Below are 18,840 nucleotides of genomic sequence, written 5' to 3'. Positions count from 1 at the left end.
ATTCGATTAGGTGATCGAAAGGTCTTTTTTATTATAATAGAACAAACCACTGCCAGCGAGAATATGTGACATCGTGGATCTAGTGGTCTGACAGATTATATGCGATGATGATGTCGAAGGGGCTGCTGAGAAATGTATTCGGATTTTGTACTTGCAAATGAGCGACCGGCTTATATACAGGTCAAAGATTATATGAGACGGCTAATAACGACAGGGGCGCTGCAAGGTGATCAGAAGCTGCCTTCTACCCGTGAACTATGCGGACTCCTCCATGTTAGCCGTAATACCGTCATAAATGCTTACTCGGGGCTTGAAGAGGATGGTTTTATTTATACTGTGAAAGGTCAGGGGCATTTCGTTACTCTGTCTGCTGCACCTTCGGATTCTCTATTTCAGTCACACGATGTGAAGATTAACTGGAGTACGAAATTAAATGACTATGCCAGGCTGGCCGAAGAACATGATCTAATGAAGCATGGTATTCGCGGACAGAAACAAGCCATTTCTTTTACCAGTATTGCACCTGATGAGAAGCTGTTTGATCTGCAAAATGTAAAAAGGGCCTTTATGGACCGAATGTCATTAGAGGGAGACGTGCTTCTGAATTACGGCTACGCCAAAGGCTACAAACCGCTGATCGAATATCTGCTGAGCTACATGGAGAACAAAGGCGTGGACCTAGCGGGTAAGGATCTGCTCGTGACGAGTGGTTTCACGGAGGGACTCAGTCTGGTATTGTCCAGCTTCAAGCAAGGAAGCGGACGGATTTTGTGCGAGAACCCTACTCATCATACAGCGATCAAAGCATTTAAAATGCATGGTTACAAGATTACCGGAGTGCCTATGGAGAGGGATGGAATCAATCTCAAGGAGCTTTCACGTGAGCTTGCCTCACAAGCTTATGATTTGGCTTATCTTATACCCTCTTATCATAATCCGACAGGTATCGTCATGTCTCATCCAAAAAGAAGAGAAGCGCTGCGGCTTCTTAATCAATATCACGTTCCCATTATCGAGGACGGATTTAATGAGGAGCTCCGATATTCAGGATCGCATATTGCACCGCTTGTCGTGAGTGCGGGTAGTGGAAACAACAGTGTAATCTATATAGGGAGCTTCTCTAAAATACTATTTCCCGGTTTGCGTGTCGGGTGGATTCTTGCTGATCAATCTTTGATTGATTATCTGGAGAGCGTGAAGCGTGCACGAACTATCCACACATCAACGCTCGATCAATCCTTGTTGTATCAGTATTTATATAACGGCAATTTTGAGAAGTATCTTAGACGAGCGAAGGCGGAGTACAAGCGAAAATACGAGCTGGTCGTCAGAAGCTGCAAAGAATGGCTGCCTGCACATCAGCTGTCAAGTGATGGAGGGCTTCACGTATTTATTGAGTTTGCAGCCGGCTTTGATACAAGGGAGCTGTTGAAGCTCTGCTCAGAACAAGGGGTTTTATTTACACCGGGTGATATTTTTTATACAGACGGCAGGGGTCAGAATACACTTCGGCTTGGGTTCTCACGTGTATCGGAAAGGGATATTCAGAAGGGAATCCAAATCATTGGTTACTGTGCGGAGAAGCTGCTGTCATAACCGCACCGTATGAATTCAAGGGAGGTATTGTTGTGAAGGTTGGCATTTTGATGGGCGGAGTATCTTCCGAAAGAGAAGTTTCACTCCAAACAGGCAAGCAAATGATGGTTCATCTGGACCAATCCAAATATAGTCCGATACCAATTGAGATTAGGGATAAGCGTGACATGATCACGAAGACAGAAGGGATTGACGTCGCTCTGCTCGCACTTCATGGAGCTTTTGGTGAGGATGGAAGAGTGCAGGCCACCCTGGATACATTGGGGATTCCATATACAGGAAGCAGCGTTCTCTCCAGCAGTATTTGTATGGATAAAGACATGAGCAAGAAGCTGCTGAGGCAAGAAGGTGTTCGTACACCGGACTGGATGAATGTTAGCAGCTTGGAAGAGCTGGCGACCGTAGATTTCGAAACTATTGCATTTCCGGTCGTCGTCAAGCCGAATAGCGGCGGGTCGAGCATCGGAACTCAAATTGTTCGCTCGGCTGAGCTTCTTGAGGAAGCAGTAGCAACAGCATTGAAGTGGGACGGTCATGTCATGATAGAGCAGTATATAGAAGGAGAGGAGCTAACTTGCTCTATATTAGACGGTGAGCTTCTGCCGATCATATCGATTAAACCCAATGCTGAGTTTTTTGACTATGTGTCCAAATATGAGGCAGGGGAAGCGGAGGAGCAGGTCATTCAACTCACAGATGTGCTGCAAAACGAGGTGAGTGACGTGGCATTAAAATGCTGCTTGGCCCTAAAATGCAGCGTATATGCCAGGGTGGATCTTATGCTGAAGGACGGATTGGTCTATGTGTTAGAAGTAAATACGCTTCCGGGAATGACTCCAACGAGTCTGTTTCCGCAGAGCGCCAGAGCAGCTGGCATAGAGTACGAAGAGCTGCTGGATCGAATCATTACAGCCTCCTTGAAGGAAAGAAGCAAAGAGAATGTACGTATTGGGGGGACCGATGATAATGAATCTTAAGAACCGATTCCTATCCCCTGTCGTACAGACGATGCCTCCGTCGGGAATACGCCAATTTTTTAACGCAGCCGAAGCAGATCCCGAGGTGATCTCTCTAGGTGTTGGAGAACCTGATTTCGTTACACCTAAGCGAGCAATAGAAGCATGTGTTAAGGCACTTAACAATGGAAAAACCATGTATACACCCAATGAGGGACTCATGGAGCTTCGGGAAGAAATTGCTGAATATTTGAACGAGTATTTTAACATGAGCTACGATCCTATAGATGAGATTCTCGTCACCGTTGGCGGTAGTGAAGCAATTGATCTGGCACTGCGCGCACTTATAACACCGGGTGATGAGGTTGTCATACCTGTGCCAGGTTACGTGGCTTATTCACCGCTTGTACGTTTAAACGGTGGCGTTCCGATTGAGCTGGAGCTGCTCTATAAGCACGATTTTAAACTGAACGAAGAGTTACTAGAGCAGGCCATTACTTCAAGAACGAAAGCCTTGATCGTCAATTTTCCTAGTAATCCCACAGGTGCAGTGATGAAGAAAGAAGATTGGCTGCCGATTGTACGCTTGGCAATACAGCATAACCTCATCGTAATTACGGACGAAATGTATGCTGAACTCACGTATGATGGTCATCATGAGAGTATCGCATCAATGCCTGGTATGAGAGAACGAACGCTGGTGGTCAGCGGCTTCTCCAAAGCATTCGCGATGACAGGATGGCGAGTAGGTTATTTATGCGGACCTAAGCAGCTCCTGCAGGAAATGGTTAAGATTCACCAATATACGACCTTATGTGCACCTATTATGGGGCAAATTGCCGCAATGGAATGTCTAAGGAACGGACATGAAGAAAAAGAAGCAATGAAGCGTGCTTATAATGAGCGGCGAAAAATGTTCATTCAGAGCTTAAGTGAAATGGGTCTGTCCTGCCGGCAACCGAAGGGAGCCTTCTATGCCTTTCCAGACATTACGTTGACAGGAATGAGTTCTCAGGAGTTTGCAGGCAGGCTGCTCCACGAGGGTAAAGTAGCCGTGGTCCCTGGTCAAGTGTTTGGCAGTGGCGGCGAGGGTTTCGTCCGATGCTCATATGCCTCTTCATTCGCTCAGCTGGAGGAAGCATTGGAAAGAATCAGCCGCTGGCTCAGATTAACACAGGGAATTCATTGACATAAACCGCACTGCCCGTGATCTCGATCGTGTCGCCGCCGGTCACATTTACTCTTACTCGGCCATCCTTACCTAACTCCTGTCCTTGTTCTATGAGCAGCTCGAACGTTGAAGCTAATTCCTTCTTGATATACTTTGCATAGTAAGCCCCCAATACACCAGAAGCTGTGCCTGTAACCGGGTCCTCGATCGTACCTGAATACGGGGATGAGAAATGCCGGGCATGGATATGAGCAGCTTCATCATAGGTCTGTAAGCAAAACGGATGGATAGAAGCACGAGGCATTTCCTTGAGTACGTTTGGAAAAAGATTGTTCTCAGGCTTCATCCGCCTGAACGCATCCAGGGTTTTTACCGGGACTATTAAGGTCCATGTTCCCGTGCTGCCATAGACGATGGGGATATCTGTATCGATATCGCTGACTTCAATTCCGATCGAATTCACCAGTTCTTGAAGGGAGCCATGAAAGGTGTGGAATTTGGGAGCTGCCTGCTTCATCGTAATATATAACTGCTGCTGTTCCAGATTAAGTCTGATCGGCAGGACGCCGGCTTTTGTTTCAATCGTAAAATTCATCTTATCCCCTAGCATGCCTGATGAATGCAGCGCATATATGGATGCCATGGTGGCATGACCGCATAGATTGATTTCATGTCCAGGTGTAAAATAACGAATTCTCAGATCAGCGATTTCCGACTTCATCGGGAACGCGGTTTCATTGAATCCTACCTGCTCAGCCACCTGTCGCATTTGCTCCTCCGTCAGATCAGCACTGTCCAGTACAACCCCGGCTGGATTCCCCATACCAGGAATATGGCTAAATGCATCGTAATGAAAAACTTTTATATTTCCCATATAACCTCCAGTAATTTGTAAGACGTCCGTTATAATCGTTTGTGATCCTAATAATCGACATTTAGCTTAGAGTACCTTTACTACTATGCTCGCTGTCCAAAATGTCAATGGATTTTTGACAGGAGTAATGAATTAGTGTAAAGTGATGTCTGCACACACGGTTTAACGCTTAAAAGCATTTTAGCATTTTAGTGATAAAAGAGGATAATGAAATTTGTCGTCAACCGATGGATTTATTTCGCACCTAGACGGTAACAAGCTTACAGAGAGCAGGAGTTCTAAGTTATTCATCCGCGATAAGAGCGGAGCCTAATGAGTCCTTTCGTCACTAAAGCGAAGGGGCTTTTTTTATGTTGATGTGCATTACGATTTTGATATGGAGGCAAATATGAATCAAGAAAATAAGGTATTAAAGATCCATCCCATAGAAGCGGTAGTGATAACGGCTCTGTTAATGGGACTGCTTGGGTACCTAATTATTGGAGTTAAAGCAGTTCCTCATATGGCAGTAATGTCCGGTATTGCCTTTCTGTTAATTTACGGTGCTATAAAGAGGGTGGGGTTCAAAGAATTGGAAGGAGCCATGGCAGATGGGGCTAAATCCGGGATTGGTGCTGTCATGATCTTCTTTTTCATCGGGATGCTGATCAGCAGCTGGATGGCTAGTGGGACGATTCCGACCTTCATCTATTTATCTGTTGAGCTGGTGTCGGGTAGATTCTTCTATGCGATCGTCTTCCTAGTTACCGCTATTATCGGAGTTAGTCTTGGCAGCTCACTAACGACGGCAGCAACCTTGGGTGTTGGGTTCATAGGTGCGAGTACGGCACTGGATATGTCACCGGTAATCACGGCAGGAGCCATTGTTTCAGGAGCATTTTTTGGGGATAAGATGTCACCTCTATCAGATACAACAAACCTTGCTGCTACGGTAGCGGGGGCGGATCTATTTGATCATATTAAAAATATGGCCTGGACGACAATTCCTGCATTTATTATATCATTCATCGTATTCCTAGTGCTGTCTCCTGAACAAACGAGTACAAGTATAGAACAGATTGAGCTGGTAAAAGAGACCTTGATCCAGTTGAATCTTGTTAACGGATATGCACTTCTTCCATTTGTCATCCTTGCGTTGCTTGCTTTTATGAAGGTGCCTGTTACCGCTGCCTTGCTGGGAGGTACGTTGTCGGCATTAATCATCTCCATCTGGACGGGTAATGGCATGGAAATGAAAGGAATGCTGGAGCTGCTCTATTCTGGTTACCAATCTGCCAGTGGTGTGGAGGATGTGGATTCCATGCTGACTAGAGGCGGAATAGAAAGTATGATGTTCAGTGTGTCTGTTATACTGCTCGCGTTAAGTATGGGAGGCTTGCTGTTCAGACTTGGAATTATACCTGCGTTATTGTCTATCGTACAGCGGTTCTTAAATCGTGTTTCGATCCTCATTTGCTCTACCGCAGGAATGGCTGTAGCCGTCAATTTTATTATTGGAGAGCAGTATTTGTCGGTCTTACTGCCCGGAAATGCGTTTAAAGATTACTATAAGAAGGCAGGGCTTGAACCAAAGCATTTGTCACGTGTGCTTGAGGATGCGGGAACGGTAGTGAATCCCCTTGTTCCATGGAGTGTATGTGGTGTGTTTATTGCTTCTGTGCTGGGAGTTTCCGTTGTGGAATATGCACCATTTGCTCTGTTCTGCTTGCTATGTCCATTAATAACTGTTTTCTATGGATTTACAGGCATCTCTTTGCCGAAATCCATCAAAGATACACAGAAATAAGGAAGTCGTCTAATGGTTAATATATAAGCAGCCGAATACAGAGCACTATTATCTGTTGTGAGGGAATCTACAGCAACGAATAATTAGTGGCTCTTTGCGGCTGCATATATATTAGTAATGTTGAGCTAGTTTACGCGTTGTCTGTTTGACTTAGTCCCAATACTTTACGGAGCCGGAGCCGCTGAAGCTTTCGTATACATAAAATTCTGCCTTTTTGTTGTCACCATCTACATAGCTTCCGATTCCCCTATAGATAAGCGTGTCGCCAGGGTACAACAAGTACTCGTAACCAGTTACAAGCTCGTCAGCATTACTGCCTGGATCATATTCACGTAACTGATACCAAGTGCCACCACTTGGACCGCTGGCAACTTGGAATTTGAAATCACCACCACCAGAGTGGACATAGTTTGTAGGGTTTTGAGAGGATACGGTAGATCGCTGACCGAGATAATCCCATTCGCCTTCTGCCATAGGAGAAATAACTTCACCATTGGCCCGAATAATGGTCACGTTAGGTGCTGCAACAGCAGATTTATCTACTTGTCTGACTTCAGCTGCAGAATCCTCAGCCATAACCGATGAAATGGGAATAGCCACTGTTAATGTTAGAGCTGCAACCGCAGCAATCAACCACTTCGACTTCGATTGGTTCAAATACTTCACATCATCATCCTCCATATCGTAATTTATATTTAAAACCAGAGATAATGTAGCATGTATCGAGTGTCGAAGTAAGTAGAAAATAGCAAAATAATTCCATAAAAACAAAAATAATACTTTAGTCTTATTCTATACTCTAATAGTCTTATGATACAGAGCTTTTCGCAGGAATGAATTGATGTATAGATCACTAATTTCATACCAACAACATGCAAACAACCATAGTCCAGACCTGGACTATGGTTGTAGTCAAACTAAATTTTACACAGAAAAAAGTAGTCTCTATTTAATTTGTGATTGAATTAGCCTTGCGACACGTTCACCTAGCTCAGGAGAGGCTTGATAGAGATAGCCAAGAACGATGCTCGTCGTTTCTTGAGATACAGCTTCAAGATCCGCGGCGAGATTATCTGCTAAATGTTCTTGCTGTACAGGAGGCAGGCTTAGATAGTATTGACCTGCTTGGGTAAAATCATCTTGCTTCGGTATATCAGACCTCGTCAAATGACCCTCAACAAATCTGCCATTGCCGCTCGTAATAAGCTCATCGGTGGTCCAGTTCTGCTGATGGTTAACAGGAACACTGCGGAAATCAGGACCGATCCTTCGGCGTTGTGAATCCCAGTAAATATTCGCACGACCTTGCAGCATTTTATCATCTGAGAGTTCGACGCCTTCAAGCAAGTTTGAAGGGGAGAACGCGATTTTTTCAACCTGTTCCATATAATTATCTGGATTGCGGTTCAATACCATCCTGCCGACTGGTATCAAAGGATATTGCCGTTCATCCCACACCTTCGTGTCGTCAAGGGGATCAAAAGGCAGAATCGCTTCATCTGCAGGATTCATCAGCTGAACGTACAATCCATACTCTATTGTTTTTCCTGCGGCTAAGGTATCATAGAGGTCTTTCCCTGCATAATCTGGATTTTCACATGCAATTCGAGCTGCTTCTTGACGATCGATATATTGCACGCCTGCTAAAGGAATCCAGCAGTATTTAACATAAGTACGTACACCCTGTGCATTTCTCCAAACATATGTATTCACACTGTTTCCCGGTATATGACGGAGACTCTTTACCGTACCGGCGTCGGAGTAGAGCCAAACCAGGAAGTTCATCGACTCCGGCGCCCTTGCTACAAAACTCCAGAATCGTTCAGGATCAATTAGATTGTTAACTGGTGAAGGAAGAAACGCTTTGATTGATTCTGGGAAGCGGATAGCATCTCGCACGGAGAAGACAGGGATATGGTTGCAAATAAGATCAAAGACACCCTCCTCTGTGTAAAATTTAGTTGAAAAGCCTCTTACATTACGGGAAGTGTCAGGAGTTCCTTTGTTACTGACAGCGAGCGAGAATCTGACCGTGACTGGGACTTGCTGCCCAGGCTGCTGTAAAAAATGCAGCTTAGTATATGCCGACATCGAATTTACCGTCTGAAAGTATCCGAAAGCACCGTAGCCTTTGACGTGTACAGGCCTTTCAATAATTTTAGTATGTACGAAGGTTTCCAGAGTTTCATGTAATACATTGTCCTGCTCCAGTACGGGTCCCCGGCTGCCGACTGTTTGAGAATGGAGCTCGGCGGGAATGTCGCCAGCCCATTTCGAGCCTGCTCCTGTATTCTGATATCCTTGATTTTCGTTTGTAGAAGGATTTCGAGAGAAATTTGATTTAGTAGAGTTTTCGTCCATCATTCAAGCCTCCTAATCAAAAGTTGACAAGTGAATAACGAAATAGCGTTGATATATTATGCTTAAATGCAGATTGTCGTTCTTTCATCCTTATTCTTTCATGGATAGAAATAGTACTGCAGATCGGACTCTGCTTACAAAATAATTCGATCTCAATCCAGAAAATATAACGACGATATTATTACAATGAGAAAACGTTTAGAAAATATAGAGTTAATACTTCAGCTTTATATTTTAATAGATTTGATAATTAAAGGAGGAATAATAGTGAACAAATTTAAAAAAAAGGCAATAACGATTACGGCAGCATCTGCAATCACTCTTGGCACAATAACTGCCGGAAGTAACTTACCCATCTTAGATGCAAAGGGGAATCAGAATAATAATAGAAAAGCCGATAATGTCATCTTTATGGTTCCGGATGGTTTCTCTGCTTCTTATGCAACGAATTACCGTTGGTATAAAGGAGAAGAAACAGCACTGGATTCGATATTAGTTGGCATGCATCGTACATACTCTGCAAACTCTGAGATTACAGATTCAGCTGCAGCAGGCACCGCTTTTGCAACAGGTGTAAAAACAAATAACGGCATGATCAGCACTTCCCCTGATGGCAAAGAGCTCAAAACCATCCTGGAAGCAGCTGAGGAAAAGGGCAAGTCTTCTGGTTTAGTTGCGACTTCAACCATTACACACGCTACACCGGCTGTATTTGCCTCTCACGTAGCCAGTCGGGCAGATGAATCGGCCATTGCTCCACAGCTTATTGATAACGATGTTGATGTAATTTTGGGCGGAGGTAAAAAATACTTCCCTGACTCACTTATCAATGAAGCAAAAGAGGATGGATATCAGTACATCTCAAGCAAAGCTGATTTGAAGCGTGTTGAAAGATCGGACAAAGTGATTGGTTTATTTGCAGAAGCTGGCATGGCCCCGGAGTTGGACCGCGAAACGACGAATGAGCCTAGCCTGCAAGAAATGACAGAAACGGCATTGAAAGTTCTCGACAAGGACAAAGACGGATTTTTCCTTATGGTAGAGGGAAGTCAGATTGACTGGGCAGGTCATGATCATGATGCAGCCTGGGCTATGAAGGATTCAGAAGCATTTGAGAAGGCTCTGGAGTCTGTATTGGAATTTGCCAAGAAGGACAAGAACACACTGGTTATCGTCGCAGGGGATCATGATACAGGAGGGATGTCCGTTGGAGGAAACGGCCCAGGGGATGTAGATCTTGAGGTGATTCGTAATGTAACGGCTACCGGTGATTATATGGTTACCAAGCTGAATTCCACACGCAGTAATGTCAAAGAGATTGTGAAGGAATATACTGCACTTGAACTTACAGATGAAGAGGCTCAATTGATCAAGACCTCAGAACAACCGGCGATTACGATAAATGAAGTTGTATCTGCCCGGGCAAATATTGGGTGGACAAGTCTTAATCATACAGGTGTAGACGTACCGCTGTATGCATATGGCCCGGGTGCAGAGCTATTCTACGGACTTCATGAGAATACAGATTTGCCTGTGTTAATGGCAGAAGCGTTCAAGATTAAGTTTACACCAGGAAAATAAACCAGCTGTAATTTCCATTGCTCTGAAAGTAAAAGATCACTTGGGAGGTGAGAAGATACCAATCCCAAGTGATCTTTTTCAATGAAGAGCAGACTATCATCCATTGTAAATAGAAAAATGGCTATTCACAGCACGTAAAATATAAGCGTGAATAGCCATTACATTATGTAGTTCATTGTTGGCAAGGAGATCGTTAATTATTTAGGTCTAAACTCAGAACCGTGATCTAGAAGCTGGATTGAATTTGGTACAAAGTCAGGATAAACTACGAAGATGAACAGACCCAACACTGTCAGAGCGGCTAGAATACCTTTTTTCATTAGGGAGATCTCCTCTCATAAGAATTTTATTGAGTATATCATAACACGTTTTGAGCTGAGAAACAGTACCAAATTTCCTAAGAATTTCAAACAAAGAAATTGCCTTTTTGAAATACTTGTCATTTCTCATTTCATCGGCAGCATCCAGAATATGAAGGGTAATATCAATAGCGGTTGAATGTTCCTCATTCATATTTCGGTATAGTGCGAGCTGGTACTGGTAGGACAAGTAATGTGCTGCTTTTACTTTATCATTGTAATGCTTGTAATCTTCTACGTAGTTTGATAGGTGTGTTATGATCGAGTCCACGTCATAATAAAATTGATTCGCAGAACGAAGGATATTGATTAAGCCTTGAAGTACTTGATCGGGGTTAGCGTCTAGGAATTGTACATATTCGGGAAGCCTGTCCTTCTTGCCATCCAGAATATCCAGCTGTAGCTCATTGGCAGAAGAAAAGAATTTAAAGTGTTCGATCAGATATTTGCCGGTTTCTGTGGAATCATCAAGCCAGTCCAGATTGGCATAGAAGGAGATATACTCTCTTGATTTGGTGAAATCACCCAGCTTCTGATAGGAGAGACCACTCATTAGATGACTGTATCCAAAGTAATAGATGATATGGTCTTTATAAACATGTGACGTGGAGTCTGTCTCTATAAGCTCTTGATGAACTTCCTTAGCTAGCTGCATGAGCTGATCGGATAAGGATAGAACCTCTTCCCAATTCTCGATTGTATAATTTGATTGGATCAAATTTACTAGAGAGTCCAAGTCCAGAGGCTCATCGTAAGGAAAATGTACACTCATTTATTCCTCTCCTCGCCATAATTTTCATAATATTTACTTTATATTACAGGAGAAGAATTAGGAGGTCAATAAAGCTTTCGTAGGGGAAAATTACTTCTTAAAGATTGTGCTCCATAGATTTAACACGGATTTGATTATGATCATGTACTGGATACATAAAGGCATTGTAAGATGGTGCATGTTGAGCAATAATTTGATGTTATCCGCACTATAACGATGCGAACCACCCTTCTCAAAATAATGCTTGACAGTAAGCAATGATATGGTTTTAATTATATAGACCAATCGTTATAATGCTTAAGGATGTGACTCTGCTTGAGTGAGAAGTCTAATGCGAAGGAATGCATCGTAAATACAGCAGCAAGACTGTTTTTTTCACAGGGATATCACGCGACCGGGCTGAATCAGATTATTAAGGAAAGCAATACACCCAAAGGCTCGTTGTATCACTACTTCCCGCATGGCAAGGAAGAGCTCGCCCATGTATGTATCCAAAAAGCGAATGAGGATATTTTGCAGAAATTTGAAGCTTGCTTTGCAGCCAGCGACAATACCGGAGACGCTATACAACTCTTCGTTCATAAGCTTGCCGATGAGACTGAAGCAGCTGGATTTACAGGGTTTTTGCCATTCAGCTTCTGGGCTGCTGTCGAAACATCGTGCATCAGTCATCAGCTGCGAGAAGCTTGTCAAAGCGTATTTGCAGATTGGCAGCAAGTGATTGCCAAGAATCTCATTAAGGATGGCATTAGTGAACAGAAGGCACGAGAAACAGGGTTATTGGTCATTTCCTTGCTCGAGGGAGCACTCATTATAAGCCTCACCAACCAAGACAAACAGCCGATGCTGACGGCTGCAGATTATTTGTCGGTTGTTGCAAAGAACGCGAGGTAGATTTAGAGAGAGATAAATGATTATAGATTAAGAGGAGGATGGAACCGTGGAGGTTACCATGAAAGCTGATACTGTACAAGAGAGGCAGGAACAAAAACAATATAAGGTACTGCCCATTTTGTTCGCCATGCTGCTCAGCGGATTTATCGGTCTATTTGGAGAAACGGCACTTAATGTAGCGATGACTCCGCTGATGGATCTGTTAGAAGTAGGGCCTACAACCATTCAATGGCTGACTACTGGTTATTTGCTGATATTGGGTATTTTAGTACCTGTGTCTGGATTGCTGCTGCAATGGTTTACGACGAGACAATTGTTTACAACTTCATTAATTTTTTCAATTGCAGGTACTTTGGTAGCTGCGTTGGCACCAACCTTTGAAATGCTATTAATTGCAAGGGTGCTTCAAGCAGTGGGTACAGCTTTGTTGCTGCCGCTGATGTTTAACACCATATTGATTATTTTCCCGATTGAGAAGCGGGGTTCTGCGATGGGTCTGATCGGACTGGTTATTATGTTTGCGCCAGCGAGCGGCCCGAGTATTTCCGGTTTGATTCTTGCGAATCTGACCTGGCATTGGATCTTCTGGATTTCTTTGCCGTTCTTTATCATTTCGCTGGTGTGCGGCTTAATGTTCCTGCCGAACATCTCGAAATTGACGAAACCCAAAATTGATGTACCTTCCATTGTCCTATCCACACTTGGTTTTGGGGGCATCGTTTACGGATTTAGTAGTGCGGGCGGACACGGAGAAACCGGCAGTGGCTGGGGAAGCCCCGTTGTTATCGGTACACTGTTAGTCGGAGTATTGTCTTTGCTCATCTTCAGCATCCGACAGCTCAGAATGAAGCAGCCGATGCTGGATCTTCGGGCATTCAAGTATCCAATGTTTACAATTGGGCTCATTCTCATCTTCTTCTGTATGATGATGATGTTATCGTCCATGCTGATATTGCCAATGTATTTACAGCAGGGACTAGCGGTTACTGCCCTGACAGCTGGATTGGTACTATTGCCGGGCAGCTTGCTGAATGGATTTTTGTCTCCCGTGATGGGTCGTTTGTTTGATAAATTTGGTCCTAAATGGCTTGTTCGTATTGGACTCGTTGTAGTGGCTGCTGTCCTGTTTATGTATTCTGGCATTGAGCCAACTACACCGCTCGCTATGATTATTACAATGCATTTATTCATGATGATCGGTATTTCCATGATTATGATGCCTGCACAGACGAATGGACTTAATCAGCTTCCACCGGAGTATTATCCGCACGGAACAGCTATTATGAATACACTGCAGCAGGTGTCTGGAGCGATCGGAACTGCGGTCGCAGTAAGCATTCTGAGTGCAGGTCAGGCAAGCTACTTGAGTGGAGTGACGAATCCGGAAAGTCCGGAGAATCAACTCGCTGCATTTACAAGCGGCGTACAAAATGCCTTTGTATTCGCATTAATCTTGGCTGTCATTGGTCTAGTCATCTCTTTCTTCGTTAAGCGGGTGCAGGTTACTGGACAACAAAGTGGTCAAGGTCCTATGCATTAATCATATAAGTTATATAGAAAGGGAGGCTTCCCGCAGTACTGGAAGCCTCCCTTTTTTGTATAGTTTAGGTTGATTCCATTTCATAATGTTCTTTGGTTTCTGCAAACAAGAGGATGACGATGTGATTATTCCAAGTGAATGATAATGCAGAATATTTTTAAAAAATAGGATTGACTTATTGAATGATATTTCATACACTGAATGCAATGAAAGCACTTACATTTAGGTTCGAAAACGTTACCTCATTTGATTTCCCGAAATGCTTCCTCTTTTTCTCTAGTACACTGCACTGCAATGAACAATGCTCTATTCATTAATTTCATTATGTTCCTAAAGCGCTTTATTTCAAGGCTTACAAGGGTATGTATGTTTCCTTGCTTTTCAATTCGGTATAGACAGGGATGCCTGTTATACATATAAAAAAGCTATCTAAGGGGGATTACAGCAAATGAAACACAAAGCGCCAAAAACGGTTGCCATGCTTCTACTTGCAAGCACAATGTTGTTTACTGCTGCCTGTGGAAATACGAATGATGGAGCAAGTACTGGAAATGAAGGGGCTTCATCGGAATCGAATTCGACAGAACCAATCACCTTTACGTTCTTTGGAGCGGACGCAAGTCCGAACTGGAACAAGATGCAGGATGCAATAGGCCAGAAGATTATTGAAGAGACAGGTGTAACGATCAATGCCGAGTATGATGTATCAAGCGGGGGCGGAGATGAGAAGATCCCTCTGATGGCAGCAAGCGGTGATTATCCTGATCTCATCTATCCTAAAGGTAACTTGTCCAAACTGGTTGATGCAGGTGCGATGATTGATCTTACGGATCTCATTGAAGAGCATGCACCGAATCTGAAGAAGGTTTACGGAGATCAAATGAATCGCCTTAAATACAGTAATGAAGATCAATCCATATATTGGCTTCCAACGAATGCGGGAGTTGGAGAGACCTTGTTCGATGCAGGAGGCGGTTTCTCAATACAGCATCAAGTGGTGAAGGAGCTGGGTTATCCAGAGATCAAAACCCTTGAAGATTTTGAGAATGCGATTCGTGCATATTATGAAAAGCATCCAACAACAGAAGATGGACAGCCAACGATTCCGATCTCACTCAGTGCAGATGGATGGAGAATTATGATAACGGTTACAAATCCAGCCTTCGGTGTAACTGGAGCTCCGGATGATGGCGAATATTACATTAATCCTGAAACCTACGAAGCGATGTTACATTACAAGCGTCCAGAGGAGAAAGAGTTTTTCCGCTGGTTGAACAAAATATACAACGAAGGCTTGCTTGATAAAGAGAGCTTCATTCAAAAGGATGATCAGTACAAGGCTAAAATTGCAAGTGGACGCGTACTTGGGTTACTTGACCAGGATTGGGGATACAGTGACGCAGAGAATGCTTTGAAATCTGCCGGAAAGTATGAACAGACCTATGGTCACTACCCTGTATCTTTGGACGAAACATATAAACGTGCCGATTTCCAAAGCATCGGTCTGGATGCATACGGTATCGGAATCACAACGAGCTGTGAAGATCCGGTTCGTGCCATTAAATTCCTTGACTGGCTCGCTTCTGACGAAGGCCAGGTGCTTCGTAATTGGGGTATTGAAGGAGAACATTACGTTGTAGAAGACGGAGTTCGTAAGATACCGGCAGAGGTTCAAGAGAAAAAGAACAACGACAATGCAAACTTTACGAAGGAATCCGGAATTGGTCTGTATAACATCTTCAGCGCGCGTTATGGTGATGGGGTAAAAGATTCAACAGGTAATTACTATACAACGAACTTCCCTGAGGAAATCATTAAGAACTATAACCCAGTTGAGAAAGAAACCCTTGCAGCATATGGGGTAGATACTTGGAAAGGCTTGTTCCCGACGGAAGAGGATTTCCCTGTGAAAGAGTGGGGGGCAGCATACAATATGCCGGTTCCATCGGATACAGAATACAATGTTATATTCCAGAAAACACAAGATATTATTCGCAAGCGAATTCCAGAAGCGATTGTCTCATCACCGGATCAATTTGATCAAATTTATGACAGCATGCTGGCGGAGATTGATAAAGCGGGTGCGGTTGAGATGGAGCAGCAATACACAGAATGGCTTAAAGAGCGTATTAAATTATGGACAGGAAAAGATGTGTAGTTATATCAAATCTTTGAAGGATATTTATAACGGGAACGAAGAAGACAGCCGAATGTTGATGCTCGGCTGTCTCTGTTGTATTCATCCCAATAGCTGTTACACGGATACAAGCAGTCTCTTTTGTACCTCGTCCGCAATCTTTCCCCCATGAAATCTGCCGTCCTCGATATATACACGATTCGTCGTTCCACCTGTAACAACCCCAGCCAGAAACAAGTTGGGAACGTTGGACTCATACGTATCAGCTCGATAGGAGGGCACAGAGGTCAACGCATCCACTTGAACACCGGCTTGACTGAGCAGACTAAAGTCTGGCCGATAGCCTATTAATGAAAATACGATGTCATTAGGTATGCTGACCAGCTCTTCTGGAGTGCGTATAGAGACTGTACTGTGGGTGATTTCTTCCACATGGGACAAGGGATAAAATTTAATTTTTTCCTTCTCTACAAGATTGCGAATGTCAGGAATTAGATAAGGCTTTATGCCGACATGTGCGGATTCTCCTCGATGAACGAGTGTAACATGGGCTCCAGAGCGATAGAGATCAATAGCGGCTTCAATAGCTGAATTCTTACCACCAATCACCGTAACCTGTCGTCGGTAATATGAATGCCCTTCCGTATAGTAGTATTTTACTTTGTTCAGATCCTCACCTGGTATATGCAGCTTTCTTGGATTATCATAGATGCCTGTGGCAACGACAAGAAATTTACTATGGTATGTATGCTGGTTTCCTTTATCATCCACCGCTTGTACAGTGAATAAGTCAGGGCTTGAAGTTATACCGACCACATTCTGATAACAGTGTACGTTTAGCTCCTCGCGCTCTGTTACAAGTCGGTAATATTTCAGCAGCTCCGATCGGGTTGGACGTGCTTCCTGTGTAAGAAATGGAGTTCTGCCGATTTCCAAACGATCCGAAGTACTGTAGAACCGCATATCGGCTGGGCAATTGACAATGGAGTTAACAATCGCTTCTTTTTCGAGAATGAGATAGGAAATCCCTTTTTCCTGCAATGCTAAACCCGCTGCTAACCCGCAAGGTCCTCCGCCAATAATAATTACATCCACCATGTATATTGCCTCCCTTAACTCAAATGCTGATTTATTGAAATTGCCTTCACTCATATCGTGTTACCTATTCTATCATACGTGCTACTTTTTAGCTCTATTTTTATAAAAAATGGGATGTAAGATCGGTCTGATGTCATAATTAATACCGCAAACGTTTTGGAAATCAACAAAAAAAGAAGATGGACAGCAACAATGGCTGATCTCATCTTCCTCCATTTTTATGAAAAAATGCTATTTAGATAACACCGTCTCTTTGTTCCCTACAGCTTGCTCCGTTATCTGCTTTTGTGCCTTTTTGCCAGGCATGAGCAGCGTCAGTACAAGTGCAAGGATCCCTATAATCATCATAAAATAGTATGCGTCGCCTGAGCCTAATATGGAGGACAAGGTCGCGATGAATTCAGATGAAGCCGTGGGATTCTGACTCTGAACTTCAATCGAATGACTTGCTGCTTGAGCGGTATAGATGGTGATCACAACAGCTGTTCCAATTGCTCCTGCAATTTGCCGAACCGTATTGTTCACTGCGGAGCCATGTGTGCCCAATTGTCTTGGCAAGGCATTCAAACCGGCCGTGTTAAGCGGCATAGTAATAAAGCTGAGACCAATACGCAAACAAATGGTTCTGATCATTAAATACATATAAGAAGTGTCACCGGATAAGTCAGTCACAGCCCACATGGATGGGATAATGAAGAGAAGACCTGTAACAAACAGTGGCTTTGCACCGAATTTGTCATACAGCTTGCCTGTAACTGGAGATAGCAGGGCATTAATCACTGCACCAGGCAGTAATAACAGTCCAGCTTCAAAGGCGGTAAAGCCTTTGCCGCTTTGGAGATACATCGGCAGCAGGATCAAATCCGCATACATCAGCATAGTAACGAGAACATTGATGATAGATGTGAAGGTAAAGATCTTATTCTTAAATACATCAAGGTTCAGCAAAGGATCCGGGGACTTGATTTGCCGCATACAAAATAGAGACGTAAATACGAGTCCGATGATTAAAGATAGGATTACACTTAAGGAATCCCAGCCTTTACTCCCAGCGGTACTAAATCCATATAATATAAAGCCGAAGCCGATCGTAGACAATACAACACTCACGACATCAAGCTTGGCTTTGACGGTTTGAGAAACGTTAGCCAAGAATTTTAATGATAGTAAAATGACAATGGCCGCAAAAGGCACCAATCCAATAAAGAGCCATCTCCAGGAAACGTATTCGATGATAAATCCCGCCAGCGTAGGGGCAATTGCAGGTGCAAATATAATGGCAAACCCGATTAAGCCCATGACACTGCCTCGTTTTTCAATAGGGAAGACAATGAGGATGACACTCATCATGAGTGGTGTAATTATTCCTGTACCTGCAGCTTGGATCATTCTCCCTGTAAGCAGAATACTAAAATTAGGAGATATTGCACATATGACGCTTCCGATTAACAGCAGCAGCATGGAGCTTACAAATAATTGTCTGGTGGTGAAACGCTTCATGAGGTAGGCCGTGGCGGGAATCAACACACCGTTAACCAGCATAAAGCCAGTTGCAAGCCACTGTATGGTTGTAGCCGACACTTTGAATACATCCATCAGATCATTTAGAGCTACATTGAGCAAGGTTTGATTCAAGGTCGATAAAAAACAACCTAAAATTAAAATAAATAATAGTATTCCTTTTTTTACATTTGGCTTCTCTTGTTCCATTAAGA

14 protein-coding genes are annotated in these 18,840 nt (G+C 43.5%); 8 read left to right on the top strand and 6 right to left on the bottom strand.

Going from position 1 to position 18,840, the window contains the following annotated elements; all coding sequences use genetic code 11:
* Window positions 1-132 precede the first annotated feature (132 nt).
* From pdxR to ACFSVM_RS11445, 3 genes are read left to right on the top strand one after another with little or no spacing between them, the layout of a single operon-like run.
* On the top strand, window positions 133-1,596 hold the full coding sequence (gene pdxR, locus ACFSVM_RS11455) for a MocR-like pyridoxine biosynthesis transcription factor PdxR (RefSeq protein ID WP_090724411.1): 1,464 nt from the start codon (window positions 133-135) through the stop codon (window positions 1,594-1,596).
* Between the two features lie 32 nt (window positions 1,597-1,628).
* Complete coding sequence (locus ACFSVM_RS11450; RefSeq protein ID WP_090724413.1) at window positions 1,629-2,573, top strand: D-alanine--D-alanine ligase; 945 nt, start codon at window positions 1,629-1,631, stop codon at window positions 2,571-2,573.
* Window positions 2,563-3,741 (top strand): aminotransferase class I/II-fold pyridoxal phosphate-dependent enzyme, encoded by a 1,179-nt coding sequence (locus ACFSVM_RS11445; RefSeq protein WP_090724414.1) that lies wholly within the window; start codon window positions 2,563-2,565, stop codon window positions 3,739-3,741. Before ACFSVM_RS11450 ends, ACFSVM_RS11445 begins: the two co-directional genes overlap by 11 nt.
* Here ACFSVM_RS11445 and ACFSVM_RS11440 read toward each other — a convergent pair.
* The gene (locus ACFSVM_RS11440; RefSeq protein WP_379262207.1) at window positions 3,716-4,597 is read right to left on the bottom strand and encodes a PhzF family phenazine biosynthesis protein; all 882 of its coding nucleotides are present in this window, start codon (window positions 4,595-4,597) and stop codon (window positions 3,716-3,718) included. The two genes, ACFSVM_RS11445 and ACFSVM_RS11440, sit on opposite strands and share 26 nt — an antisense overlap.
* A 388-nt stretch (window positions 4,598-4,985) precedes the next feature.
* Between ACFSVM_RS11440 and nhaC the strand changes: the two genes are divergently transcribed.
* Complete coding sequence (gene nhaC / locus ACFSVM_RS11435; RefSeq protein ID WP_379262205.1) at window positions 4,986-6,383, top strand: Na+/H+ antiporter NhaC; 1,398 nt, start codon at window positions 4,986-4,988, stop codon at window positions 6,381-6,383.
* 150 nt (window positions 6,384-6,533) lie between these two features.
* Here the strand turns inward: nhaC and ACFSVM_RS11430 are convergent, their stop codons facing one another.
* Window positions 6,534-7,049, bottom strand: a complete 516-nt coding sequence (locus tag ACFSVM_RS11430; protein ID WP_083655940.1) for a hypothetical protein — start codon at window positions 7,047-7,049, stop codon at window positions 6,534-6,536.
* Window positions 7,050-7,328: 279 nt separating this feature from the next.
* The gene (locus ACFSVM_RS11425) at window positions 7,329-8,744 is read right to left on the bottom strand and encodes a catalase (protein ID WP_090724417.1); all 1,416 of its coding nucleotides are present in this window, start codon (window positions 8,742-8,744) and stop codon (window positions 7,329-7,331) included.
* 267 nt (window positions 8,745-9,011) lie between these two features.
* Between ACFSVM_RS11425 and ACFSVM_RS11420 the strand changes: the two genes are divergently transcribed.
* Window positions 9,012-10,325 (top strand): alkaline phosphatase, encoded by a 1,314-nt coding sequence (locus tag ACFSVM_RS11420; protein WP_256702896.1) that lies wholly within the window; start codon window positions 9,012-9,014, stop codon window positions 10,323-10,325.
* A 255-nt stretch (window positions 10,326-10,580) separates the two neighbouring features.
* On the opposite strand, the gene ACFSVM_RS11415 is transcribed toward ACFSVM_RS11420, so the two are convergent.
* On the bottom strand, window positions 10,581-11,456 hold the full coding sequence (locus tag ACFSVM_RS11415) for a hypothetical protein (protein WP_379262203.1): 876 nt from the start codon (window positions 11,454-11,456) through the stop codon (window positions 10,581-10,583).
* Window positions 11,457-11,771: 315 nt separating this feature from the next.
* Between ACFSVM_RS11415 and ACFSVM_RS11410 the strand changes: the two genes are divergently transcribed.
* The 3 genes from ACFSVM_RS11410 (at window position 11,772) to ACFSVM_RS11400 (ending at window position 16,048) form a co-directional block, all read left to right on the top strand.
* Window positions 11,772-12,350 (top strand): TetR/AcrR family transcriptional regulator, encoded by a 579-nt coding sequence (locus ACFSVM_RS11410; RefSeq protein ID WP_076313828.1) that lies wholly within the window; start codon window positions 11,772-11,774, stop codon window positions 12,348-12,350.
* A 58-nt stretch (window positions 12,351-12,408) separates the two neighbouring features.
* Window positions 12,409-13,890: a DHA2 family efflux MFS transporter permease subunit gene (locus ACFSVM_RS11405; protein ID WP_076314099.1), complete on the top strand. Its 1,482-nt coding sequence runs from the start codon at window positions 12,409-12,411 to the stop codon at window positions 13,888-13,890.
* 448 nt (window positions 13,891-14,338) lie between these two features.
* A complete protein-coding gene (locus ACFSVM_RS11400) occupies window positions 14,339-16,048 on the top strand; it encodes an ABC transporter substrate-binding protein (protein WP_076313829.1) in 1,710 nt (569 codons plus the stop codon).
* A 96-nt stretch (window positions 16,049-16,144) separates the two neighbouring features.
* Here the strand turns inward: ACFSVM_RS11400 and ACFSVM_RS11395 are convergent, their stop codons facing one another.
* Complete coding sequence (locus ACFSVM_RS11395; protein ID WP_177178699.1) at window positions 16,145-17,125, bottom strand: YpdA family putative bacillithiol disulfide reductase; 981 nt, start codon at window positions 17,123-17,125, stop codon at window positions 16,145-16,147.
* Between the two features lie 231 nt (window positions 17,126-17,356).
* Window positions 17,357-18,835 (bottom strand): DHA2 family efflux MFS transporter permease subunit, encoded by a 1,479-nt coding sequence (locus ACFSVM_RS11390; RefSeq protein WP_379262200.1) that lies wholly within the window; start codon window positions 18,833-18,835, stop codon window positions 17,357-17,359.
* Window positions 18,836-18,840: the final 5 nt, after the last annotated feature.

The organism is Paenibacillus shunpengii (assembly GCF_042684905.1).
Lineage (GTDB): Bacteria > Bacillota > Bacilli > Paenibacillales > Paenibacillaceae > Paenibacillus > Paenibacillus shunpengii.
This window is presented reverse-complemented; position numbering and strand designations above follow the sequence as displayed.